Annotated in this window: 20 protein-coding genes; 10 read left to right on the forward strand and 10 right to left on the reverse strand. The window is 64.5% G+C overall.

Annotated features, from left to right (window positions below; genetic code table 11):
• Positions 1 to 3 precede the first annotated feature (3 nt).
• The 3 genes from ABIB95_RS36380 to ABIB95_RS36390 form a co-directional block, all read right to left on the reverse strand.
• On the reverse strand, positions 4 to 1,491 hold the full coding sequence (locus ABIB95_RS36380; protein ID WP_354246944.1) for an MFS transporter: 1,488 nt from the start codon (positions 1,489 to 1,491) through the stop codon (positions 4 to 6).
• Positions 1,492 to 2,008: 517 nt separating this feature from the next.
• Positions 2,009 to 4,042, reverse strand: a complete 2,034-nt coding sequence (locus ABIB95_RS36385; protein WP_354246874.1) for a methyl-accepting chemotaxis protein — start codon at positions 4,040 to 4,042, stop codon at positions 2,009 to 2,011.
• 213 nt (positions 4,043 to 4,255) lie between these two features.
• The gene (locus tag ABIB95_RS36390; protein ID WP_354246877.1) at positions 4,256 to 6,295 is read right to left on the reverse strand and encodes a methyl-accepting chemotaxis protein; all 2,040 of its coding nucleotides are present in this window, start codon (positions 6,293 to 6,295) and stop codon (positions 4,256 to 4,258) included.
• 341 nt (positions 6,296 to 6,636) lie between these two features.
• On the opposite strand from ABIB95_RS36390, the gene ABIB95_RS36395 reads away from it, so the two are divergent.
• The 4 genes from ABIB95_RS36395 (at position 6,637) to ABIB95_RS36410 (ending at position 11,702) form a co-directional block, all read left to right on the forward strand.
• The gene (locus ABIB95_RS36395) at positions 6,637 to 7,122 is read left to right on the forward strand and encodes a (2Fe-2S)-binding protein (RefSeq protein ID WP_071908555.1); all 486 of its coding nucleotides are present in this window, start codon (positions 6,637 to 6,639) and stop codon (positions 7,120 to 7,122) included.
• Positions 7,123 to 7,207: 85 nt separating this feature from the next.
• On the forward strand, positions 7,208 to 9,550 hold the full coding sequence (locus ABIB95_RS36400; protein WP_085403643.1) for a xanthine dehydrogenase family protein molybdopterin-binding subunit: 2,343 nt from the start codon (positions 7,208 to 7,210) through the stop codon (positions 9,548 to 9,550).
• A gap of 13 nt (positions 9,551 to 9,563) precedes the next feature.
• Positions 9,564 to 10,364: an FAD binding domain-containing protein gene (locus ABIB95_RS36405; protein ID WP_028149283.1), complete on the forward strand. Its 801-nt coding sequence runs from the start codon at positions 9,564 to 9,566 to the stop codon at positions 10,362 to 10,364.
• A gap of 231 nt (positions 10,365 to 10,595) precedes the next feature.
• On the forward strand, positions 10,596 to 11,702 hold the full coding sequence (locus tag ABIB95_RS36410; protein ID WP_071916985.1) for a CaiB/BaiF CoA transferase family protein: 1,107 nt from the start codon (positions 10,596 to 10,598) through the stop codon (positions 11,700 to 11,702).
• 138 nt (positions 11,703 to 11,840) lie between these two features.
• Here ABIB95_RS36410 and hppD read toward each other — a convergent pair whose 3' ends face one another.
• Complete coding sequence (gene hppD, locus ABIB95_RS36415) at positions 11,841 to 12,959, reverse strand: 4-hydroxyphenylpyruvate dioxygenase (RefSeq protein WP_354246882.1); 1,119 nt, start codon at positions 12,957 to 12,959, stop codon at positions 11,841 to 11,843.
• A gap of 119 nt (positions 12,960 to 13,078) precedes the next feature.
• Between hppD and ABIB95_RS36420 the strand changes: the two genes are divergently transcribed.
• Positions 13,079 to 13,558, forward strand: coding sequence for an Lrp/AsnC family transcriptional regulator (locus ABIB95_RS36420; RefSeq protein WP_038959069.1), 480 nt, complete (start codon positions 13,079 to 13,081; stop codon positions 13,556 to 13,558).
• Between the two features lie 73 nt (positions 13,559 to 13,631).
• Positions 13,632 to 13,943, forward strand: a complete 312-nt coding sequence (locus ABIB95_RS36425) for a DUF1272 domain-containing protein (protein ID WP_208084016.1) — start codon at positions 13,632 to 13,634, stop codon at positions 13,941 to 13,943.
• A 114-nt stretch (positions 13,944 to 14,057) separates the two neighbouring features.
• On the opposite strand, the gene fahA is transcribed toward ABIB95_RS36425, so the two are convergent.
• The 5 genes from fahA to ABIB95_RS36450 form a co-directional block, all read right to left on the reverse strand.
• Entirely contained in the window at positions 14,058 to 15,332 is a 1,275-nt protein-coding gene (gene fahA, locus ABIB95_RS36430; protein WP_354246885.1) for a fumarylacetoacetase, read from the reverse strand.
• Between the two features lie 229 nt (positions 15,333 to 15,561).
• Positions 15,562 to 16,908, reverse strand: coding sequence for a homogentisate 1,2-dioxygenase (hmgA, locus tag ABIB95_RS36435; protein WP_354246888.1), 1,347 nt, complete (start codon positions 16,906 to 16,908; stop codon positions 15,562 to 15,564).
• Between the two features lie 2 nt (positions 16,909 to 16,910).
• Positions 16,911 to 17,867 carry an MBL fold metallo-hydrolase gene (locus tag ABIB95_RS36440; RefSeq protein ID WP_014490504.1) on the reverse strand — a complete coding sequence of 319 codons (957 nt, stop codon included), beginning with the start codon at positions 17,865 to 17,867 and terminating at the stop codon, positions 16,911 to 16,913.
• Positions 17,868 to 17,890: 23 nt separating this feature from the next.
• Positions 17,891 to 18,115: a DUF2783 domain-containing protein gene (locus ABIB95_RS36445; RefSeq protein WP_014490505.1), complete on the reverse strand. Its 225-nt coding sequence runs from the start codon at positions 18,113 to 18,115 to the stop codon at positions 17,891 to 17,893.
• A gap of 8 nt (positions 18,116 to 18,123) precedes the next feature.
• Positions 18,124 to 19,740: an FAD-dependent oxidoreductase gene (locus ABIB95_RS36450; protein WP_354246891.1), complete on the reverse strand. Its 1,617-nt coding sequence runs from the start codon at positions 19,738 to 19,740 to the stop codon at positions 18,124 to 18,126.
• Between the two features lie 110 nt (positions 19,741 to 19,850).
• Here ABIB95_RS36450 and ABIB95_RS36455 point away from each other — a divergent pair, with 110 nt between their 5' ends.
• Complete coding sequence (locus ABIB95_RS36455; protein ID WP_354246894.1) at positions 19,851 to 20,393, forward strand: MarR family winged helix-turn-helix transcriptional regulator; 543 nt, start codon at positions 19,851 to 19,853, stop codon at positions 20,391 to 20,393.
• Between the two features lie 45 nt (positions 20,394 to 20,438).
• Positions 20,439 to 21,203, forward strand: coding sequence for a class I SAM-dependent methyltransferase (locus ABIB95_RS36460; protein WP_354113742.1), 765 nt, complete (start codon positions 20,439 to 20,441; stop codon positions 21,201 to 21,203).
• A 19-nt stretch (positions 21,204 to 21,222) separates the two neighbouring features.
• Here ABIB95_RS36460 and ABIB95_RS36465 read toward each other — a convergent pair whose 3' ends face one another.
• Positions 21,223 to 22,029 carry an N-acyl homoserine lactonase family protein gene (locus tag ABIB95_RS36465; RefSeq protein ID WP_354246898.1) on the reverse strand — a complete coding sequence of 269 codons (807 nt, stop codon included), beginning with the start codon at positions 22,027 to 22,029 and terminating at the stop codon, positions 21,223 to 21,225.
• Positions 22,030 to 22,397: 368 nt separating this feature from the next.
• Here ABIB95_RS36465 and ABIB95_RS36470 point away from each other — a divergent pair, with 368 nt between their 5' ends.
• Together ABIB95_RS36470 and ABIB95_RS36475 are read left to right on the forward strand one after the other, a co-directional pair.
• Positions 22,398 to 23,918, forward strand: coding sequence for a caspase family protein (locus ABIB95_RS36470; protein WP_354246901.1), 1,521 nt, complete (start codon positions 22,398 to 22,400; stop codon positions 23,916 to 23,918).
• A gap of 145 nt (positions 23,919 to 24,063) precedes the next feature.
• The gene (locus ABIB95_RS36475) at positions 24,064 to 24,735 is read left to right on the forward strand and encodes an OmpA family protein (RefSeq protein WP_354246904.1); all 672 of its coding nucleotides are present in this window, start codon (positions 24,064 to 24,066) and stop codon (positions 24,733 to 24,735) included.
• Positions 24,736 to 24,758: the final 23 nt, after the last annotated feature.

A 24,758-nucleotide genomic window follows, 5' to 3' on the forward strand; every position in this document is an offset into this window, starting at 1 on the left:
AGTCTACTCCATAAAGGCAAGCGGCCGCGCGATTTGTTCGAGCGATTTGCGTTCCGCGGCGACGGCGTAGCGCCACGCCACGATCGCAGCCACGATCATCAGGAAGGCCCCCAGCAAATAGCCCGCGAACACGCTGGTGCGTGATCCCGTGTCGATCAGCGCGCCGAACAGCGCGGGCCCGATCACGCCGCCGATGCCGGTGCCGATTGCGTAGAACACCGCAATCGCCAGCGCGCGCACTTCCAGAGGGAACGTCTCGCTGACGGTCAGGTAGGCGGCGCTCGCGGCGGGCGAGGCAAAGAAGAAGATCACCATCCAGGCAATGGTCTGCCCCTGCGCGCTCAGCGCGCCGATCGAGAACAGATAGCCCGAGAGCGCCAGCAGCACGCCCGATACGCCGTAGGTAAACGTGATCATGACGCGGCGGCCGAGCGTGTCGAACAGGCGGCCGAGCAGCAGCGGCCCGAGGAAGTTGCCGGCGGCGAACGGCAGGAGATACCAGCCGACATGCTCGGCGCTGATGCCGTAGAAGTCGGTCAGCACCAGCGCGAAGGTGAAGAAGATCGCGTTGTAGAAGAACGCCTGCGCGCTCATCAGCACGAGGCCGACCAGGGAGCGCTGACGATAGACGAAGAACAGCGTGTGCACGACCTCCCTGATCGGCGTGTGGTCGCGCATCTTCAGTCGGATTTTCGTGAAGCGGCCGTCGCTCGCGTGCTGGTCATGCCCGATCACCGAGCGCTCGATCTCGTCCACGATGGCGTGGGCCTGGTCGGGCCGGCCGTGGATCATGAGCCAGCGCGGGCTCTCGGGAATCCACATCCGCATCAACAGCACGACAAGGCCAAGGGTCGCGCCGATGAGATAGGCGAGGCGCCAGCCGAGATCGGGACCGACCAATGCGGGATCGAGCAGCACGATGGCCGCCACCGCGCCCATCGCCGCGCCGATCCAGAAACTGCCGTTGATGACGAGATCGGTCCAGCCGCGATAACGCGCCGGCACCAGTTCCTGGATCGTCGAGTTGATCGCAGTGTACTCGCCGCCGATGCCGGCGCCGGTGAGAAAACGAAACAGCGCGTAGCTCGCGACATTCCACGACAAGGCGGTCGCGGCAGTCGCGGAGAGATAAAGCGCCAGTGTGATGAAGAACAGCTTCTTGCGGCCGATGCGATCGGTGAGCCAGCCGAAGCCGAGCGCGCCGAGCACCGCACCGGCGAGATACGCGGAATTGGCGATACCGAGATCGAGATTGGAGAATTGCAGCGACGGACTCTGCTTCAACGCGCCGGAGAGCGCGCCGGCCAGCGTCACCTCGAGCCCGTCGAGGATCCAGGTGATCCCGAGCGCCAGCACGACGCGGGTATGAAAGCCGCTCCACGGCAGCGCATCGAGCCGCGCGGGAATGCTGGTCTCGATGATGCGGTCAGCCGCGACCGCCGCAGAGACTGCAGGTCCAGAATTCAGCGCTGGGCTTTGCTGCAATTCCATCGCGTTGCTGGGTCTAACCAATGGAAGCGGCCCCGGTTCACATGGTGTGGACGGGGGCGTTCCGATCATGGAGGTGCGGCATTCCGCCTGCCACCTGCGACAACGCCTGCGGCAAAGGCGGGTTCCCGCGGGAACACCCATCGAGGCCGTCCGTTTCGGATGGAGCCGCAAGGAATTGACGCATGGCTCGCGTCAGAAAGACGACACATTCGCGCAAAACCTGGAGCGCACGAAGGTGGAGCTTAGCGGACGTGCGGGAGGGAATGAGTCTCGCGCTTCTCACTCCGCTGTCGTCCCAGAGCTATCGTCCCGGACAAGTGCAGCTCTTGGCAACGCGCGGCGTTGTCAGGAGCGGAGCGAAGATCCGGGACCCGTAGCCACACGGGGTGATTTGGCGAAGACTCGGAGTTGCCGGCGTCGCGCCGCAACTTCTCCCTCGGGGTATGGGTCCCGGCTCGGCGCGCGCTTAAGGGCGCGCTCGTCCGGGACGACAGCCGAGGGTGTTGCGGCAGCGAACTTACGCCGCCCGGATATTCCCCATGAAACGGTCGAGCTCGGCGCGCAGGCGCGTGCTTTCGCTAGATAGGGTCTTGGCCGAGTTCAGCACCTCTTCCGAGGCCGAACCGGTTTCGGCGGCGCCGCGATTGACCTGGCCGATGTCGGTGGCTGCGGTCTGGGTGCCCTGCGCAACGGTCTGGACGCTGCGCGCGATTTCCTGCGTCGCGGCGCCCTGCTGCTCGACGGCGCTCGCAATCGACGTCGAGATCGACGAGATCTGGCCGATGGTCGCACCGATCTCCTTGATCGCGGCCACCGACTCGGCCGTCGCGCCCTGCATCCCCGTAATGTGGGAGGAGATTTCGTCGGTCGCCTTCGCGGTCTGACTGGCCAGCGACTTCACTTCGCTGGCGACCACGGCGAAGCCGCGGCCGGCCTCGCCCGCGCGCGCCGCCTCGATGGTGGCGTTGAGCGCAAGAAGATTGGTCTGCTCGGCAATCGCCGTGATCAGCTTGACGACTTCGCCGATCTGCTGCGCGGCATGGGAGAGTTTTCCGATGCGGCCGTCGGTTTCCTTCGCCTGCACCACGGCATTTTCTGCGATTCGGCTGGAATCGCGGACTTGGCGGCCAATCTCCTCGACCGAGGCCGAGAGCTCTTCCGTCGCGGTTGCGACCGACTGCATGTTGCTGGAGGCCTGCTCGGAGACACCGGCGACCTGGCTCGACAGGCTCTGCGTGGTCTCGGCGGTGCGGGTCAGCGTGGAGGCCGCCGACTCGAGCTGCACGGCGGAGGCCGAGACGTTGGAGACGATGGCGCCGACCGCGCTCTCGAAATCATCGGCAAAGCGAATCAGCTCGGAGCGGCGGCTTGCGGCCTGCTCGCGATTTTGGGCTTCGCTGGCGGCGGCGTCGCGCTCGGCTTTCGCGACGGCCTGAACCTTGAATTCCTCGACTGCACCGGCCATCTCGCCGATCTCGTCCTTGCGGCCCAGGCCCGGCAGCACGACGTCGAAATTGCCGGACGCAAGCTCGCGCATCGCCTTGCACATCGCGATCATCGGGCGCGAGATGCCGTTGCCGAGCATCAAGGCCAGCACGGCGCCAATGGCGAGGCCGCCGAGCGCCATCATCAGCATCAGCCGTTCGGTCTCGGTGATGGTGGAGTTGGTGCTCGCTTCGATGCGCTGCTGATCCGAGGTCAGATCGGACCGCAACTCGGCCGAGAGCTTGAGAATGCCCGCCGCCGTCTTGGTCATCTCGCCGTTCAACTTGACGATGATCTTCACGTTCTCGGTCAGCTTCGAGAAAGAGGTGCGGTACTGCTTCAGCAGATTGCCGATTTCGGTGACGCGGTCGGTGATCTTCTGGTCGTTGGCATAGATCGAGACCAGCAGCGTCTCCAGGAATTTGATGCGGGCGATCACGCCGTCGGCGGTCTTCGGCTCCGGCTTGGCGACGAAGGCACTGACCGAGGTCGAGACCGCGAGATATTGCGAGGTGACGTCCTTGGCCGTGGTCTGAACCGAGTTCAGCCCTGCCAGCGCGGCCGTATCGGCGAGATCGTCGAACTTGAAGCGGATCTTGTTGCCGACGCTGTTGAGCTCGTCGGCGGCGATCTTGTTGTTCTCGCGCGTCAGCGTGATGATCTCACCGAACACCTTGGTGAAGCGCTGGAATTCGGCCTCGAGCTTGCCGACCTGCTCGCGGCGCGCCGCGCCGGTCGTGGCCGCCACCGACTTGGCGATCGCGCCCTTCAGATTCTCTTCGGCGGCCTTGGCCGCGGTCTCGTCATCGGTCGCACCCGTCAGCGTATAAGCCCGCGCCAGTCCCTGATAGGCGATCAGCTCGCGGTCCACGGTCCGTGCAAGGTCCGCTTCCGACACGCTGGCCCGGTAGGAGGCCACGGCGGCCTGGATCCGCTCGAAGCCGAAATAGGCGAAAGCCATGCTGACGGCGAGGATGGCCAGCACCGCCACGAAGCCGAGGATGATTTTTGCACGAAAACGCAGGGTGAAGAGCTTCGATGTGTTCGGCGTCGACTTGACGGGCATTCCCCACCCCATTCCATTCGCGGAAAACCAGGCGCAGCCCGGAAGCAGCCCGCTTCCTGACTCGTGAGCACGGTAGAGTGCAAAGGATAAGCGGCGGTAAATTTATGGCGTCGCAACTTGCGGTTAGGTGACGCGGCCGAGCCTGTCGTCCCCGCGAACGCGGGGACGACAGTCGAGAGTGGCGCGACCGCGAGGGCCTCAGGCGTAGCGCAGCTACGCCGCCCGGATATTCCCCATGAACCGGTCGAGCTCGGCGCGCAGGCGCGTGCTTTCGCTAGATAGGGTTTTGGCCGAATTCAGGACCTCCTCCGAGGCCGAGCCGGTTTCGGCGGCGCCACGGTTGACCTGGCCGATGTCGGTGGCGGCGGTCTGGGTGCCCTGCGCGACGGTCTGGACGCTGCGGGCAATCTCCTGCGTCGCGGCGCCCTGCTCTTCCACGGCGCTCGCGATCGAGGTCGAGATCGACGAAATCTTGCCGATGGTGGCGCCGATCTCCTTGATCGCGGCGACCGATTCGGCGGTCGCGCCCTGCATGCCCGCGATGTGCGAGGAAATCTCGTCGGTGGCCTTCGCGGTCTGGCTGGCCAGCGACTTCACTTCGCTGGCGACCACGGCAAAGCCGCGGCCGGCCTCGCCCGCGCGCGCCGCCTCAATGGTGGCGTTGAGCGCCAGAAGGTTGGTCTGCTCGGCGATCGCGGTGATCAGTTTGACCACCTCGCCGATCTGCTGGGCGGCGTGCGACAGCTTGCCGATCCGGCCGTCGGTTTCCTTGGCCTGAACCACCGCAGCTTCCGCGATGCGGCTGGAATCGCGGACTTGGCGGCCGATCTCCTCGACCGAGGCCGAGAGCTCTTCGGTGGCGGTTGCGACCGACTGCATGTTGCTCGAGGCCTGCTCGGACACGCCGGCAACCTGGCTCGACAGGGTCTGCGTGGTTTCCGCGGTTCGGGTCAGCGTGGAAGCCGCCGATTCGAGCTGCACGGCGGAAGCCGACACGTTCGACACGATGGCACCGACCGCGCTTTCAAAGTCATCGGCGAAGCGAATCAGCTCGGAACGGCGTGCGGTGGCCAATTCCTTGTTCTGGGCTTCGCTGGCGGCGGCGTCGCGCTCGGCCTTGGCCACGGCCTGAACCTTGAATTCCTCGACCGCGCCGGCCATCTCGCCGATCTCGTCCTTGCGGCCGAGGCCCGGCAGCACGACCTCGAAATTGCCCGACGCAAGCTCGCGCATCGCCTTGCACATCGCGATCATCGGACGCGAGATGCCGGTGCCGAGCAGAAAGGCGAGGATCGCGCCGAGCAGCGTGCCGCCGACGGCCAGCATCAGCACCAGTTGCTCGGTCCGTCCGATGGTCGCTTCCGACTCCGAATCCAGCCGCTGCTGTTCGGCGACGAGGTCCGCCTTCATCGCGGTGGCGCCTTGCAGGATCGCGCCGGCCGAACCGCTCATCTCGGTGACGAGCTCATCCACCATGTTGGCGTTGGCGATCAGCTTCTCCAGCGCTTCGCGATAGGCCACGAGGATGGTCTTGGCGTCCTTCAGGCCGGCGACGATCTTGTCGTCCATGGAATAGACCGCGCCGAGCGAATTCTCGACGAATTTTAGCCGCGCCAGCGCGCTGGTCGCGATCGCCTGGTCGGAGGTCAGCACGAAATTGGTGGCTGCGGCGCTCGCGGTCTGGAACTGGGCGTTGACCTGCTTGGTGCCGAACTCGATCGACTGCGCCTCGGAATCGGAGGCGTTGTTGCCGATATCGTCAAGCTTGTATTTCAGGAGATTGGCTTGGCGCGTCAGCTGGTTCTGCACCAGCAGCGCGCTGTCGCGCTTGGCCTGGAGGACTTTGGCGAAGGTTGCGGAGAAGTTGGAGAATTCCTTGGCGAGCTTGTTGAGGCCCTCCTGCCGCGCCGGCTTCTGGGCACTCTTGACCGCCTGATCGATGGCGCTCTTCAGGCCGGTCTCGGCGTCCAGCGCCGCCTTGGCATCGTCCTCCTTGCCGGTGACGACGAAATAACGGACGGCCGAGCGGTAGGCGAGCAGCTCGCGGTCGATGTTGCGGGCGAGATCGGCCTCAGTGACGCTGCTGCGGTACGACCCGACCCCGGCCGAGACCCGCTCGAAGCCGAAATAAGAGAAAGCCATGCTGCCGGCGGAGATCACCAGCACCGCGGCGAAGCCGAGGATGATCTTGGCGCGGAACCGGAGGGTCGGAAATATTGTACGCTTCGACGGCGACGCGATACGCCCGGACATTCCAACCCCCATTTTCTATTCAGCCGTGATCCGGAGGCGCCCCGCCTCCAGACCCGGATGCGCAAAACTAGGGCACAATGGATAAAGGGCGGTAAATTCGGCAGGCTCGTGCAATTCGGGGCCTTATCGGCCAAAAGCCGACCGGATGGGATGACGGCTGGCATCCCACATGGGCCGGCCGTTTTGCGGCGGTCGACCCGCTTCGCCGGCCCAAGTCATTGCCCGCTCGTCGGGATCGATGACTTTTCCATGACCGGCGTGACCAAAATCCTAGTTGCAATGTCCGGGGGCGGCGGTCTCTAATTAGAAACAATCAAAATCAATCCGGGGAGGTATGTTCCGTGTCTACAGTCAAACTGACGGTGAACGGCAAGGCCGTTGCCGTCGACGTCGAGGACCGCACGCTGCTGGTCCAGCTCCTGCGGGATCACCTCAATCTCACCGGGACCCATGTCGGCTGCGACACCAGCCAGTGCGGCGCCTGCGTCGTACACGTGGACGGCCGGGCGGTGAAATCCTGCACCATGCTGGTGGGCCAGGCCGACGGCGCCAGCGTCACCACCATCGAAGGCATCGCCAAGGGCGACGAGCTGCACCCTATGCAGGCCGCCTTCCGCGACAATCACGGCCTGCAATGCGGCTATTGCACGCCGGGCATGATCATGTCGGCGATCGACATCGTGCACCGCCATGGCGGCCAGCTCGACGAGCCCACCGTGCGCCAAGAGCTCGAAGGCAATATCTGCCGCTGCACCGGCTACCACAACATCGTCAAGGCCGTGCTGGACGCAGCCGGGCGCATGAAGGTCTCGCAGGCGGCCGAGTAAATCGGCGCGCCTCGAATAAAGAACCACCGCTGCCGCTTTCGAGGGAAAGCGCAGTCAAAGAAACTTCCGGTCGGGAGGACCAGACATGGGTGTTGAAGGCATCGGCGCGCGCGTCGTGCGCAAGGAAGACAAGCGTTTCATTACCGGCAAAGGCCGTTACGTCGACGACATCAAATTGCAGGGCATGACCCATGCCCATTTCATCAGAAGCCCGCATGCGCATGCCAAGGTGAAGAAGATCGATTCATCCGCCGCGCTCGACATGCCGGGCGTGGTCGCCGTGCTCACGGGACAGCAGATCGTCGACGACAAGGTCGGCAATCTCATCTGCGGCTGGGCCATCACCTCCAAGGACGGCAGCCCGATGAAGATGGGCGCATGGCCGGCGATGGCGCCGGAAACCGTGCGCTTCGTCGGTCAGGCCGTCGCGGTCGTGATCGCCGACAGCAAGAACCTCGCGCGCGACGCGGCCGAAGCCGTGGTCGTGGATTATGAAGAGCTGCCGGCAGTCGCCGATATCCATGCCGCGATCAAGGCCGGCGCAGCCCAGCTTCACCCCGAAGCCCCCGGCAACCAGGTCTATGACTGGGTGATCGGCGACGAGGGCGCGACGGATGCCGCCTTCGCCAAGGCCGCCAATGTGGTCAAGCTCGACGTCACCAACAACCGCCTCGCCCCGAACGCGATGGAGCCGCGCGCGGCGATCGCCGACTATGACGCGGCGGAAGAGCACTTCACGCTCTATACGACCTCGCAGAACCCGCACGTCGCCCGCCTCGTGCTGTCGGCGTTCTACAACATCGCCCCCGAGCACAAGCTGCGCGTGATCGCCCCCGACGTCGGCGGCGGCTTCGGCTCAAAAATCTTCATCTATCCCGAGGAGATGGTGGCGCTGTGGGCCTCGAAGAAGGTCGGCCGTCCGGTAAAATGGACCGGCGACCGCACCGAGGCCTTCCTCACCGATGCGCATGGCCGCGACCACGTCACCCATGCTGAGATGGCGTTCGATGCCAACAACAAGATCACCGGCTTGAAGGTGAAGACCTACGCCAATTTCGGCGCCTACATGTCGCTGTTCTCCTCGTCGGTCCCGACCTATCTCTACGCGACGCTGCTGTCGGGCCAGTACAACATCCCGGCGATCCATGCCGAGGTGGTCGGGGTCTACACCAACACCACGCCGGTCGACGCCTATCGCGGCGCAGGCCGCCCCGAGGCGAGCTATTTGATCGAGCGGCTGATGGAGACGGCGGCGCGGCAGCTCAAGGTCGATCCGGCAGCACTGCGCCGGAGCAACTTCATCACCCAGTTCCCGCACCAGACGCCTGTGATCATGGCCTATGACACCGGTGATTTTAATGCCTCGCTCGATGCCGCGATGAAGGCGATCGACTATGCCGGCTTCGCAGCCCGCAAGGCCAAGGCGAAGGCGGACGGCAAGCTGCGCGGCATCGGCGTGTCCTGCTACATCGAGGCCTGCGGCATCGCGCCGTCGAAGGCCGTCGGTAGCCTCGGCGCCGGCGTTGGTCTGTGGGAATCCGCCGAAGTGCGGGTCAACCCGGTCGGCACCATCGAGATCCTGACGGGCTCGCACAGCCACGGCCAGGGTCACGAGACCACGTTCTGCCAGCTCGTTGCGGAACGCTTGGGCGTTCCCATCAGCCAGGTCTCGATCGTCCATGGCGACACCGACAAGGTGCAGTTCGGCATGGGCACCTACGGCTCGCGCTCGGCGGCCGTCGGTCTCACCGCGATCCTGAAGGCCATGGAGAAGATGGAGTCCAAGGCCAAGAAGATCGCGGCGCATGCGCTCGAAGCGTCCGAGGGCGACATCGTCATCGAGAACGGCGAGTTCAAGGTGGCCGGCACGGACAAGGCGATCGCCTTCCCGATGGTCGCGCTCGCGGCCTACACCGCGCACAATCTGCCTGACGGGATGGAGCCGGGCCTGAAGGAAAGCGCCTTCTACGATCCGACCAACTTCACCTTCCCGGCCGGCGCCTACATCTGCGAGCTCGAGGTCGATCCCGGCACCGGCAAGACCTCCTTCGTCAACTTCGTCGCGGCCGACGATTTCGGCCGGCTGATCAACCCGATGATCGTCGAGGGACAGGTCCATGGCGGCCTTGCCCAGGGCATCGGGCAGGCGCTGCTCGAGCACGCCATCTACGATGCCAACGGCCAGCCCGTCACGGCCTCGTTCATGGACTACTCCATGCCGCGCGCCGACGACCTGCCCTCGTTCAACCTCTCCCACACCACGACGCTGTGCCCGGGCAATCCCCTGGGCATCAAGGGCTGCGGTGAGGCCGGCGCGATCGGCGCCTCTGCGGCCGTGATCAACGCGATCACGGATGCGATCGGCAAGAACAATCTGGAAATGCCCGCAACCCCGGACCGGGTGTGGCGCACGATCCACGCGGCCTGAGAGGAGCAACAAGATGTACCAGACCACTTATCATCGCCCCTCCTCGGTCGACGAGGCCGTCGCCCTGTTCGGCAAGAGCAGTGAGGCGAAATTCCTCGCCGGCGGCCAGACCTTGCTGCCGGTCATGAAGCAGCGGCTCGCCAGCCCGTCCGACGTGATCGACCTCGGCAAGATCAAGGAGCTGCAGGGCGTCGAGCTCTCGGGCGACGTGCTGACCATCAAGGCCGGCACGACCTATTTCGACATCATGCAGAATGCCGACGTGAAGAAGGCGATCCCCGCGATCGCCTATCTCACCTCGGTGCTCGGCGATCCCGCCGTGCGTTATCGCGGCACGATCGGCGGCTCGATTGCCAACAACGATCCCGCCGCGGATTATCCGGCCGCGCTGCTGGCGCTCGGTGCCACCGTCAAGACCAACAAGCGGTCGATCTCGGCCGAGGACTTCTTCCAGGGCCTGTTCACGACGGCGCTGGAAGACGGCGAGATCATCACCGCAGTGTCGTTCCCGGTGCCGGCGAAGGCGGGCTACGAAAAGATGCGGCATCCGGCCTCACGCTTCGCGCTGACCGCCGTGTTCGTCGCGCAGACGAAGTCGGGCGAGATCCGTGTTGCCGCCACCGGCGCCTCGCAGAGCGGCGTGATGCGGGTCCCCGCGATCGAAGCCGCGCTGAAGGCGAACTGGTCGCCGTCGGCGCTCGACAATGTCAGCATTCCGGCGAGCGGATTGCTGGCCGATATCCACGGCACGGCCGAATACCGCGCCAACCTCGTCAAGGTGATGGCGCAGCGCGCGGTGGCCGCCGCGGGCTGATCGCGTCGATAAAGCGCGACAGCGCGTCGCGCCTTAGCGCCTCAACACAAATCTTCCGCGGCGCGCAGCAATGCGCGCCGCTTTTATTATGCGCCCATGCATGAAAACCGCTTGCCTCGCGGACATGAAGGCGAGAAAAGTTAATCAGCCAATTAACTCGCCCCCAAAGAGGAACGTCAAAGGCGATTGCCGGACCACCGGAATTCGCCGGCGACCCGAGGAAACAACAACGTGCTCGATAAACCAGCGCCCACCTCCTCCGTCCGCACCTCCGGCCCGCTCTCGGGTTTCCGTGTCGTCGAATTCGCCGGCATCGGACCCGGCCCATTCGCCTGCATGATGCTCGCCGACATGGGCGCCGATGTCGTCACGCTCGATCGCGTCGGTGCGAAGAAGAGCATGAAGTCGGTCGCGGGCCGCGGCCGCAAGGTGATCGAGCTCGACCTCAAGGACAAGGCGGCGATCGCAGAGGTGCTCGACCTGCTTGCCAGCGCCGACGCGCTGGTCGAGGGCTTTCGTCCCGGCGTGATGGAGCGGCTTGGACTCGGGCCCGACGTCGTGCTCGCGCGCAATCCCAAACTCGTCTACGGCCGCATGACCGGCTGGGGCCAGGAAGGCCCGCTCGCCAACGCCGCCGGCCACGACATCAATTACATCTCGATCACCGGCGCGCTGGCCGCGATCGGCACCAAGGAAGCCCCGGTGCCGCCGCTCAATTTGGTCGGCGATTTCGGCGGTGGCGCGCTCTATCTCGTCGTCGGCGTTCTCGCCGCCCTCCTCGAAGCGCAAAGGTCCGGCAAGGGCCAGGTCGTGGACGCCGCGATGTGCGACGGCGCGGCATCGCTGATGTCGTTCTTCTTCGACATGAAGACGATCGGCCGCTGGAGCGAGGGGCGCAACCAGAACTTCCTCGACGGCGGCGCACATTTCTACGGCGTCTATGAATGTGCCTGCGGGCACTTCGTCTCGATCGGCTCGATCGAACCGCAGTTCTACGCGCTGCTGCGCGAGCACGCGGGCCTGACCGATGCCGACTTCGACGCGCAGATGAACCCCAAGGCCTGGCCCGCGCTGAAGCAGAAATTGCAGGCCGTGTTTAGGAGCAAGACCCGCGAGGACTGGTGCAGGATCATGGAAGGCACCGACATCTGCTTCGCGCCGGTGCTCACCATGTCGGAAGCGACCGAGCATCCGCACATGGTCGCCCGCAACGTCTTCCTCGAACGCCACGGCGTGAAGCAGCCCGCGCCCGCGCCGCGGTTCTCACGCACGCCGTCGGCGGTGCGGGAGCCGGAGGGCGCGGAGATTGGTGCGGTGATGGCTGCGTGGAAGAGGTAGATCTAGCCTCGGCAAAGATCGCGTAGGGTGGGCAAAGGCGCGAAGCGCCGTGCCCACCATCTCTCCACAATCCTGATAAAAGTGGTGGGCACGCTTGCGCTTTGCCCACCCTACGGCAGTGTGCCCGAACGCAGCGACCTACGCCGCCGTATCCACCTTCAACACGCCGCGCCGGATCTGATCCTCCTCGATCGATTCGAACAGGGCCTTGAAGTTGCCCTCGCCAAAACCATCGTCACCCTTGCGCTGGATGAACTCGAAGAAGATCGGGCCGATCGCGTTGGCGGAGAAGATCTGCAGCAGCACCTTGGTCTGACCGCCATCGACCACGCCCTCACCATCGATCAGGATGCCGTTGGTCCGGAGCCGCGCGACGTCCTCGCCGTGCTTCGGCAGGCGCGCATCGATCCGCTCGAAATAGGTCTCCGGCGGTGACGGCATGAAGGGCAGGCCGGCTTCGCGCAGGCCTTCGATGGTGGCGTGGATATCGCGGCAGCCGCAGGCGATGTGCTGGATGCCCTCGCCGCGATAGATATTCAGATATTCCTCGATCTGGCCGGACTCGCCGGCGTCCTCGTTGATCGGAATCCGGATCTTGCCGTCCGGGCTCGTCAGCGCGCGCGAGAACAGGCCGGAGGCGCGGCCCTCGATGTCGAAGAAGCGGATCTGGCGGAAGTTGAACAGCTTTTGGTAGAAGCCCGTCCACACATCCATACGGCCGCGATGGACGTTGTGGGTGAGGTGATCGAGATAGAACAGGCCGGCGCCGACCGGCTTGGGATCGCGGGCGCCCAGCCACTCGAACTCGGCGTCATAAGCCGAGCCCTTGGCGCCGTACCGATCGACGAAATAGAGCAGGCTGCCGCCGATGCCCTTGATCGCGGGCACATCGAGCGTCTTCTGCGCCGACGACACATCGGCAGGCTCGGCGCCGAGCGCGATCGCACGGTCATAGGCCGCCTTCGCATCGACCACGCGAAACGCCATCGACGGCGCGCAGGGGCCGTGCGCGGCGACGAAGTCGAAGCCGTGGGTGCCGGGCTCCTCGTTGACGAGATAGTTGATGTCGCCCTGGCGATAGACCGTGATCTTCTTGCTCTTGTGGCGGGCGACGGGCGCATAACCCATCAGCTTGAACAGCGCGTGCAGCTCTTCCGGATTGGGATGCGCATATTCGACGAACTCGAACCCGTCGGTGCCCATCGGATTGTCGGCGGTGACGGTGGCCGGCGGTGCATCGTGCGGAAACGGACCCATGGTGCTCTCCAATTGCTGCTGCCATGAACTATCCTTCACCGGGCGTGCAATGAGCGTGCAAACGGGACGCGTTTTGGCTATCATATGCACGATCCGTGCATGAAATGGATAAATGACGCATGATCTCCGTAGACGCCTTCGACCTCAAGATCCTGGGCGCGCTCCAGGACGACGGCCGCCTCACCAACCAGGAGCTCGCCGATCTCGCGGGTCTCTCGGCCTCGCAATGCTCGCGGCGGCGGATGCGGCTGGAGGAGGAGAAGGTGATCTCGGGCTATCACGCCGATCTCTCCAGCGAAGCGCTGGGCTTCGGTGTGATCGCCTTTATCCAGGTGGGGCTCGCGACCCACTCGCCGGACAATTCGAAACGCTTCCGCGCCTTGGTCAACCGCATCGACGAGATCCAGGAAGCTTATTCGCTGACGGGCGACGCCGATTACGTGCTCAAAGCCGTGCTGCGCGATCTCAAGGGTCTCTCCAATCTCGTCAACGACGTGCTGATGCCGCACCAGAGCGTGGCGCATGTGCGCTCCTCGATCGTGCTCGACAGGCTCAAGGAAAGCTCGCGGCTGCCGCTGAAGGATTTGAAGGCTGGCTGAAATCGAGGGAACTACGGCATTCGCGCTTCACGCGCCGTCTGCGATGATCAAGCCAATCTGCGGAGATTCAGCCATGGCCCTCCAGCTTCGACCGAACTGCGAATATTGCGACCGCGACCTGCCGCCTGATGCAACGGATGCGCGGATCTGCTCCTATGAATGCACGTTCTGTGCGGATTGCGTGGAGACGAAACTCTCCAACGTCTGCCCGAATTGCGGCGGCGGCTTTGCGCCGCGCCCGATCAGGCCGACGCAGGAATGGCGGCCGGGCGTGTGCGTCACCAAACACGTGCCGTCCGACAAGCGGGTGCATTTGAAATACAGCCCGGAGGATGTCGCGGCGCATTGCGCGCGGGTGCGGGATGTGCCGCCGGAGAGGCGATAGGTCTCGTAGGGTGGGCAAAGGCGCCTTAGTGCCGTGCCCACCATGTCTCCGCAACTATGATCGGAATGGTGGGCACGCTTCGCTTTGCCCACCCTACGACACCGCAACGCGCGGCTACTCCGCCGCCAAAATCGTCCCCTCGACCTCGCCAAACCCGACCCGGTAGCCATTGCCCTGGCACCAGCCGCGCATGACGAGGCTGTCGCCGTCTTCCAGGAACGAGCGCTTGATGCCGCCGGGCAATTCCACCGGCTCGGTGCCGTTCCAGCTGATCTCCAACAGGCTGCCGCGCTGGTTCTTCTCCGGGCCGGAGATGGTGCCGGACCCAAGGAGATCGCCGACATTCATCGCGCAACCGCTGGAGGCGTGGTGCATGAGCTGCTGCACCGAGGACCAGTACATGTATTTGAAATTGGTGCGGCTGATGCCGGCGGGCGCATTGGCGCCGGCCGCGCGCAAGGAGACGTCGAGTTCGAGATCATAGTTCTGCGGCTTCGCCTGCTTGAGATAATCCAGCGGCACCGGTTCCTGCTCCGGTCCCTTCAGGCGGAACGGCTCCAGCGCCTCGCGCGTCACCACCCACGGGCTGATCGAGGTCGCGAACGCTTTTGCCAGGAACGGGCCGAGCGGCACATATTCCCATTGCTGAATGTCGCGCGCGCTCCAGTCGTTGAGCAGCACGAAACCGAAGATCATCTCCTCGGCCTGTTGCTCGGTCAGCATGCCGCCCATGGCAGAGGGCTGGCCGACCACGACGCCCATCTCCAGCTCGAAATCGAGCCGCTTGCACGGCCCGAAGCTCGGCACCTCGACATTCGGCGGCTTCAGCTGGCCGCGCGGTCGCTTCACCTTCGTCCCGGAGACCACGACGGTGGAGGCGCGGCCATTATAGGCGATCGGCATGTGCAGCCAGTTCGGCTGCAGCGCATTGTCCTTGCCGCGGAACATCACGCCGACATTGGTGGCGTGCTCCTTCGACGAATAGAAATCGGTATAGCCGGAAACCGCGAACGGCAGATGCAATTTTGCATCGCGCATCGGCACCAGGGCCTGCTTGCGCAGCTCCTCATTGTCGCGCAGCTCCGGATGATCGTGGCGCAAGAGCTCGCTGATCCGCGCGCGTGTCTTCGTCCAGACCTTCGGTCCCAGCGCCATGAACGGATTGAGCGAGGGACCAGAGAACACGCCGAGCGGGCCGATGTCGAGCCGCGAGTCCTGCTCGAGCTCCCAGAGATCGAGCACATAAGTGCCGATCGCGACGCCGACGCGCGGGGTCGGATTCGCCGAGGTCGAGAACACGCCATAGGGCAGGTTCTGGATCGGGAAGTCGGAGGCAGGATCGACGTCGATGAAGGAGCGGAGGCTGGGGTCGTTGGGGTGCTTTGTCACTTTTCGCTCGGTCCTTTTTTCCTTCTCCCCTTGTGGGAGAAGGTGGCGCGAAGCGCCGGATGAGGGGTTCTATCCGCGAGTCCAAATGAGAGAGGTTCGCTCGCGGAGACAGACCCCTCACCCGTCTCGCCGCTACGCCATAGCCGATGCAAAGCATCGGCGTTCTTAAGAGACGGCGGCCAGAGGCCGCCTATGCCACCCTCTCCCACAAGGGGAGAGGGGAAGACCGTCACGGCTTGTTCGGATCGAACCGCTTCTCGAGTCCCGTCCAGCAGTCCGCGTAATTGTCCTGCAGCGTCGACGACGTCGCGGCATGCGCTGTCACGCGCTGCGGGTAGCGGGTCTCGAACATGAAGGCCATGGTGCCGGTCAGCTTGACCGGTTTCAGCTCGCCATTGCTGGCGTGCTCGAAGGCATCGCGGTCGGGGCCGTGCGGCAGCATGCAATTGTGGAGCGAGATGCCGCCCGGGACAAACCCCTGCGGCTTGGCGTCGTAGACGCCGTAGATCAGGCCCATGAACTCGCTCATGATGTTCATGTGATACCAGGGCGGGCGGAAGGTGTTGTCGGCCACCATCCAGCGCTCGGGGAAGATCACGAAGTCGATGTTCGCGGTGCCCGCGGTCTCCGACGGCGAGGTCAGCACCGTGAAGATCGAAGGATCGGGATGATCGAACCCGATCGCGCCTACGGGAGAGAAGGTGCGCAGATCGTATTTATAGGGCGCGTAATTGCCGTGCCAGGCGACGACGTCGATCGGCGAATGCGGCAACGTGGTCTTGAACAGCGAGCCGCCCCATTTCACGTAGAGCTCGGTCGGCGTGTCCTTGTCCTCGTAATGCGCGACCGGCGTGAGGAAATCGCGCGCGTTGGCGAGGCAATTGGCGCCGATCGGCCCGCGCTCCGGCAGCGTGAAGGCGCCGCCGTAGTTTTCGCAGAGATAGCCGCGTGCAGGACCGTTCGGAATCTCGACGCGGAATTTGACGCCGCGCGGGATCACCACGATCTCGGCGGGCTCGGCGTCGATACGGCCGAATTCGGTGACGACGCGCAGATTGCCCTGCTGGAGCACGAACATCAGTTCGCCGTCGGCATTGTAGAAATGCTGATCCACCATCGACTTGGTGATGAGATAGACATGCGCGGCCATGCCGGCCTGCGTGTTGACGTCGCCGGCGGTCGTCATAGTCTGCACGCCCTGAAGGAAGGTCATGTCCTCCTTCGGGATCGGCGCCGGGTCCCAGCGCAGCTGCGCGATCGGCAGATCGTATTCATGGCAGGGCGCCGAGCGCCACAGGCCGGCATCGGCCTTCTCGAAGCGGCCGGAATGCTTCACCGAGGGGCGGATGCGATAGAGCCAGGAGCGCTCATTGGTGCCGCGCGGCGCGGTGAAGGGTGAGCCGGAAAGCTGCTCGGCGTAGAGCCCGTAGGCGCAGCGCTGCGGCGAGTTGCGCCCGATCGGCAGCGCGCCCGGCAGCGCCTCGGTCTCGAAGCTGTTGCCGAAGCCGGACATGTAGCCCGGCGTGACCTGTGCCGAGCTGCGAATGATCTGATCAGGCGAGGTGTTGACGTTCATGACTATCCTCCTCCTTGCAGGGCGGCCCACATTTCCTGGTCGCGCTTGTCGGTCCAGATCACGGGGTCGTCGATCCCCGACGCCTCGTCATAGGCGCGCGACACGTTGAACGGCAGGCAGTGCTCGTAGATGGCGAAGCTGTGGAACTTCGGGTCCATCACTTCGCGCGTCGCCGCCATCGATTCCTTCAGCGTGCGTCCCCTGGCGACCGAGATCTCGGCCGCGCCATAGAGCGAGGTGACGAAGTCGCGCGTCATCGCGATCGCTTCGCGCACCGTGGCCGTGCCCTTCAGCGCATCACCGCGGCCCGGCGCGATCGCCTTGGGATTGAAGTTGCGGATCTCATTCAGCGTCAGCGGCCACTCGCGCAAATGCGCGTCACCGCAATAGCAGGCCGAGTGATATTCGATGAGGTCGCCGGAGAACATCACTTCGGCATCCGGCACCCACGCGACGATGTCGCCGGAGGTGTGGCCGGCACCGAGCTGCATCAGGCGCACTTCGCGCTTCCCAAGATAGATCGACATCTCGCCTTCGAAGGTCAGCGTCGGCCAGGTCAGGCCTGGAATGCTCGCGGCATCCTGGAACAGCCGCGGGAAGCGGCCATATTCGGAATCCCAATCCTGCTGGCCGCGTTCCTCGATGAGGCGATAGGTCTCCTGCGAGGCCACGATGCCCTGCGCCTTGTAGGCGGAGGCGCCCAGCACGCGCACGGCGTGATAGTGCGACAGCACGACATATTTGATCGGCTTGTCGGTGACGGTGCGGACGCGCTCGATCACCTTGTTGGCCATCGCCGGCGTCGACTGCGCGTCGAACACCAGGCAGCCGTCGTCACCGACGATGATCGCGGTGTTCGGATCGCCCTCCGCGGTGAAGGCATAGAGATCGGTGCCGATCTCTGAGAAGGTGATCTTCTTCTCGGAGAGATCGCCGGTGGATGCGAAGTTCTTCGCCATCAATTCGTCCTCAGGTCTTGGGGTTATTGTTGTTGCTGTTGTTGCTGCTGGCCGTCGGTCATGCGCCGCTTCGCGAGCACGATCGCTTCCCGCAACACGTCGATGTCGCCGATATGGTTGGCGAGGATCAGGACCAGTGCCGCGTCGAAATCGGCGCTCTGCTCGTCCGTGAAGCCGCGGTGCGCCTCGACGATGGCGCGAAACGCATCGTCGGGCCGCGCGAAGTTGGAGCTGGTTGAAAGCGGCATGCGAATCCTCAATTCAAGCCTTGGGCCCGCGACAACGCGGCCGCGATCGCCGCACGCGTCGGATGTCGGAAGCGCGCCGCAACGTAGCCGTCGGGCCTGAGCAGATAGGCAGTACCTGACTCGGCGCCATAGCGCTTTGCGACAAGGCCCGAGGGGTCGGCAAGCCCGCCCTCGGTACCGATGCGGATATCCTTGACGCCATCGGGCGCATCGATCGCCGCGCCATTGCTGAACGACAGCAAGGTGAAGTCCGTTCCACCCCGGCGGAATGCGTCGGTCAGATAGGCCTGCTCGCCAACGGGCGCGTCGAGCATGGAGCAGCCGGGCAACGGTCCGCCGCGCCACGCCTCCGCATCGGGCGATGACAGCGGCGAGTCGTAGCTGCACGGCACCGAGAGCCGCCCGCCATTGACCATGCGCTTGCCGAACTCGGTCTCCTTGGCGAGCGACAGCACCGCCTTGCGCAGCCGCGCTTCCTGATGCGAGTTCGGCGCCATGAAATCGGTCGAGCGGGTGGATTCGCGGATGTTCTCGTCGGCCGCGAGACTCCGCTCGACATGGTAGCTCTCGAGCAGGCCCGCGGGCGAGGTGCCGCGCAGCACGCGGTCGAGCTTCCAGGACAGATTCTCGGCGTCCTCTAGCCCGGAATTGGCGCCGCGCGCACCGAAGGGCGAGACCTGATGCGCGGAATCGCCCGCAAAAATCACCCGGCCGTGGAGGAAGCAATCCATCCTCCGGCACTGGAATTTGTAGAGCGAGATCCACTCGAACTCGAACTTGTCGTGACCGAGCATGCGCGCGATCCGCGGCCGCACGTTCTCCGGCTTCTTCTCGACGACGGGATCGGCAAAGCGATTGAGCTGGAGATCGATGCGCCAGACGTCGTCGGGCTGACGGTGCAGCAGCGCGGAGCGGCCGGCATGAAACGGCGGATCGAACCAGAACCAGCGCTCGGTCGGGAACTCCGCGGTCATCTTGACGTCGGCGATCAAAAACTGGTCCTCGAACACCTGTCCCGCGAACTCGGCGCCGACCATCTGCCGCAGCGAGGAGCGCGCGCCGTCGCAGGCGACGACATATTGCGCGTGCAGGCGATAGGCGCCCTCCGGTGTCTCGATCGTCAGCGCGACGGAATCGTTGCGCTGCTCTAGCGCCGTCACCTTGTTGCGCCAGCGCAGATCGATCTCAGGGAGATCACTGATGCGATCGACAAGATAGGCCTCGGCGTAATATTGCTGGAGATTGATGAAGGCCGGCCGCTTGTGACCGTCTTCCGGCAGCAGGTTGAACTGGTAGAGCTGCGACTCGCCGTGGAAAATGCGGCCGACGCTCCACACCACGCCCTTCTCGACCATGCGGTCGCCGACGCCGAGCCGGTCCCAATATTCGAGCGACCGCTTGGAGAAGCAGATCGCGCGCGAGCCTTCGCCGATCCGGTCGGCATCATCCAGAAGCACGACGCGCTGGCCGCGCTGGGCAAGGTCGATCGCGAGCGACAGCCCCACCGGGCCCGCGCCGACGACCACCACGGGATGCTCGGCCGTACTCTGGCCGGGACGATCCTGGTCGGGGTGGCGGCGATAGCCGAACTGGGTTTTGGCCTGCTGCGTATTGGCCTGCGCCATGCGCTAACCTCGGCTCTGGTCAAGAGAGGACTGATCTGCTAGATAGTCTCACGTGCAACTATTTTGGACCGGAGCCGGCCGGCCGTCAACTGGAATTCGGAGCGCAAGCCTTGGCGAGGACATCCAGCGACATCGCGCTGAAGGCACGCGAAGCCGACGAGGCTTCATTGCGGCCAAAGTCACGGCTCGACCTGTTCAAGTTCGTGCCGTTCCGCCTCAACCGGCTGGCGGCGGAGGTGAGTTCCGCGCTTGCGGTCGAATATCAGGAACGTCACGGCCTCGACATTCCAGCCTGGCGCGTGATCGCGACGCTCGGCTTCCGCAACGATGCCTGTAGCGCGCAGTACATCTCGCAATGCACCCGCACGCACAAATCGACCATCAGCCGGGCCGTGACCACGCTGCTGCACCAGGGGCTGATCGAGCGGGTCGAGAACGAAGCCGACCGCCGCGAATTCCGCCTGCAACTGACGAAGAAGGGGCGCGCGCTGTACGAAGAGCTGTTCCCGCAATTGCTGCGGCGGGAAGACGAGATCCTCGCCTGCCTCTCCGCGCAGGAGCGCAAGCAGCTCTCGGCCCTGCTCGGCAAGATCGAACAGAGCCTCGACCTGATCCAGACCAGCGAAGAGGCCGACGCGAAAGAGGCGTATTAGGTCGCGTACTCATAGAGGTGCAGACGTCGGCTTTTGGGAGGCCGATTGAGAAAGCTTGGCAGGTCCGTGACGGCACTGGCTTATATAACGGCGCTACTTGCGGCGTTTGCCGCAACTCGCGCATACGCCGCTGACATAGGTTATCTGGCTTCCCCCGGAGTCGCTGCAAACGAGTTTCCGTCACCCCAGCGCCCTGTTGCACGGATCGTCAGCCCGCGCCGCGCCGCCGAAGAGCGCCGAGACGCCCTCAATGAGGCCGGTCAAATCGCACGTGCTCTTGAACTGAAACCAGGTATGACAGTGGGCGACATTGGAGCAGGCAGCGGCTACCACACGGTCAGGCTCTCGCACCTCGTCGGCCCCGCCGGCTCTGTCGTTGCCCAGGACGTCACGCGGGATTACCTCATCGAGCTCGCCACGCGAACAGAACGTCTGAAGTTGACGAACGTGCAATTCGCCCTCGGCGAACCACACGACCCGCGTCTGCCCGCTTCCTCGCTGGATGCTGCAATCCTCGTGCACATGTATCACGAGATAGCCCAACCCTATGCCTTCCTCTACAATCTCGCGGCCGCTCTAAAGCAGGATGCGCGGGTCGGAATTGTCGATCTTGAGCTTCCGACGTCGAAGCATGGCACGCCAATTGAGCTCTTGCGCTGCGAATTGACCGCCGTCGGCTATCGCGAGGTCGCCACATATAAGCTCGCAGGGGACGGAGGATACCTGGCGGTATTCTCTCCGCCGGAGGTAGCGGCTCGAAAATCTCCCCGCGATATCGTTGCTTGCCGGGATCCTGCCGGCACTCGTTGACACCACGCCCCGGATTCCGTCACTTCGCAAACGACCGCGACGGCGGCAAATGCAGCGCCCAGGCATCGACCTTGTCGCTGGCACGCGGATAGATCTCCGTCACGATCGGATCGTGGCCGGGAATGAACCTGTCAGGATCGCCGGCGAGGCGTTCGATCGTCTCCCAGCCCTGCGCCATGTCGCCGATATTGTAGACGATCGGGAACGGGCTCTTGCGCTGCAGATTGGCGTAGTAATGCGCGGCATCGGACGCCAGCACCACCGGCCCGCGTGCGGTCTCGACCTTGACTACCTGCAAGCCGTCGGAATGGCCGCCGACACGGTGCACGGTGACGCCGGGCGCGACCTCGCCGTCGCCGGAATAGAAATTGACGCGCTCGCCATAGACATGACGCACCATCTGCGTGACGTGCTCGACCGAGAACGGATGTCGCAGCAGTCCGTTGCACATGCAGCGTCCCGTCGCGTAAGCCATCTCGCGCTCCTGGAGATGGAAGCGCGCGTTCGGGAAGCGATCGAGATTGCCGGCGTGGTCGTAATGCAGATGCGTCACGATAATGTCGCGAACGCTCGACGCCGCGACGCCAAAGCGCTCCAGCGCATCGACCGGATTGAGCGTCAGCTTGCGCGCCCGCGCGCTCGCCTCCTCGGCATTGAAACCGGTGTCCACCAGGATCTCGCGGCCCTGCCCTCGGATCAGCCAGACGAAATAGTCGAGATCCTGCGCCGCGCTGTCATGCGGGTCGGGCTGAAGGAAGTTCATGTTGGGGGTGCGTGGCGACATCGTCGCATAACGCAGGGCGTAGATTTCGTAGGCGCTTCCCATAGTTTTCTTTTCTGAGTTGGACCTTCGGGGACGATCGAGCGCACCAAGCCATTGTCGGCCGCAAAGGTCAAACACCGGAGGGCTGCGACAGCGTCCAGTCTGCTATGTGAGACCCCTCACATCTTCTTTGTCGCGGCTGCTCCAACATCCTGCCGCAGAGTCGAACCAGATGGCGCCGAGCACAACCGTGACAGTCCGTTTATTCCCCTCCCGGCGCGCCCATGCCATCGCGGTCAATTGTCGCGATAATGCCGAATCTCCAAGCGGTTGACGCCCCCCTTCCGCGGTTTGATAATGCACATTGCGTAAGTTAAGGTCGCCGCGGCGCAAGCTGGTAACGGCGCCTTTTTGGCTGGACCGCGCTGATTATGAAAATTCGCTTCCTTTTTCTTCTGCCCTTGCTCGTTTCGCTCGTCCCGGTTGCGCCATCCCTGGCCGCCGGCGACCGTTATGCGTTGGTCATCGGCAACGCCAAATATCCGGACGCGGACGCCCCGCTGAAGGAACCGCTCAACGACGCGCGCGACGTCGCCGACGAGCTCAAGCGCGACGGCTTTTCCGTTGAAATCGGGGAGAACCTGACCGGCGACGGCATGCGCCGCGCCTTCGACAAGCTCTATGGCAAGATCAAGCCGGGCTCGGTGGCGCTGATCTTCTTCAGCGGTTTCGGCATCCAGTCGGCGCGCCAGAGCTACATGCTGCCGATCGACGCGCAGATCTGGACCGAATCCGACGTGCGCCGCGACGGTTTCAGCCTGGAGACCGTGCTCGGCGAGCTCAATACCCGCGGCGCGGGCGTCAAGATCGCGCTGGTCGACGCCTCCAGGCGCAATCCCTTCGAGCGCCGGTTCCGCAGCTTCTCGGCCGGCCTGACGCCGGTCATCGCGCCGAACGGCACGCTGGTCATGTACTCGGCGGCACTGGCCTCGGTGGTCTCGGACGCGGGCGGCGATCACAGCCTGTTCGTCCAGGAGCTCCTGAAGGAGATCCGCGTCCCCGACCTGATGGCCGAGGAGACGCTGAACCGCACCAAGATGGGCGTCACCCGCGCCTCGCGCGGCGAACAGGTGCCGTGGATCTCCTCGTCGCTCGCCGAGGATTTTTCGTTCATTCCGGGCGCCGGCGGATCGCGCCCGTCGATGACGGCACCGCCGCCATCGCCGCCGGTTGTCGCCAACAACCCGCCGCCGGCTCCGCCCGCACCGCCTCCGCCGCCAAAGCCGGCGGACACGGCAGCGGCACCTGCTCCAGCACCGGCTCCTGCTCCGGCACCGGCGCCCTCACCGAAACCGCAGGTCGAGGCGGCCTTGCCGCCGGCGCCACCGCCGGTGAAACCAGCCGAGACCACCCCCGCGCCGAGCATGGATAGCGGGCCGAGCGCGGCCGCGCTGGCGGAGGATCCGACCATCAAGGGCTTGACGGCCAAGATCGCCGCCAATCCTGATGACGTGAACGCGCTGTACCGGCGCGGTCAGGTCTATGCCAGCAAGGGCGCCTACAACTTGGCCATCAAGGATTTCGACGAGACGCTTCGGATCAACGCGAAGGACGTCGAGGCGCTGAACAACCGCTGCTGGACCCGCACCGTGGTCGGCGACCTCCAGGGCGCGCTGAAGGATTGCAACGAGGCGCTGCGGCTGCGGCCGAATTTCGTCGATGCGCTGGACAGCCGGGGGCTCGTCAATCTGAAATCGGGAGCGGTCAAGAACGCCATCGCCGATTTCGACGCAGCCCTGAAGATCAACCCGCGCCTGACCTCCTCGCTCTTTGGCCGCGGGATTGCCAAGCAGCGCAACGGCTCGGCGCAGGAAGGCGCGCTCGACATCGCCAATGCCAAGGCGATGGACCCGAACATTGTTCAGGAGTTCGCAAGCTACGGAGTACGCTAGTATTTTTTTGAGTTGAGGCGACAGACGCCTCGAACCCTCGGCGGCCCAGGGAAGACTAACGGACGGATGCCGCAGGCGGCCTTTCCCGGGGGGCCATTGCAGGAATTTTGGAACCGCGCGGTCAGCTGCGCAGGAGGGACTGGCAATGAGATTGGCTGCAAAGGGATTTACCGCGATCCTGTCCATCATCACGGTCGGCGCCGCTCTGTCGCTGACGACCCCGCTCGCATTCGCGGGCGACGACGGCAACAGCAAGAACGTTACCGAGGACGAGATCGTCCGCGCACTGGCGCCGCCGCCGAAGAAGCCGTTGACCCGCGGCCTCTCGATCGCCCCGCAGGCCGATCCCGCACCCAGTGCGGCGGAAACCAAGCTGATCCAGTCCGTGCGCGGCCGCTCGACGCGCTCGCTTTCGTCGACCGAGCGCGAAGAGATCGCGTCGGTGGCCAAGGACAAGCCGAATATCGATCTTGAAATCACGTTCGACTACAACTCGGCCAATATCAGCGCCAAGTCGCTCGGCTCGGTACAGGCGCTCGGTCGCGCGCTGACCAGCCCCGACCTGAAGGGCTCGACCTTCGTGGTGGCCGGCCACACCGACGCCGCCGGCGGCGAGGGCTATAATCAGGACCTGTCGGAGCGCCGCGCGGATTCGATCAAGCGCTACCTCGTCGACAAGTACGGTATCGCCGCGACCGATCTCGTCACCGTCGGCTATGGCAAGAGCAAGCTGAAGGACCCGGCCCAGCCGATGGCGGAGGTCAATCGTCGCGTCCAGGTCGTCAACATGGAAAACAAGACCACCGCATCGAAGTGAGAGCACGACGTAATCCTTTGAAG

This window comes from Bradyrhizobium sp. LA2.1, from assembly GCF_040547725.1.
Classification (GTDB): Bacteria; Pseudomonadota; Alphaproteobacteria; order Rhizobiales; family Xanthobacteraceae; genus Bradyrhizobium; species Bradyrhizobium barranii.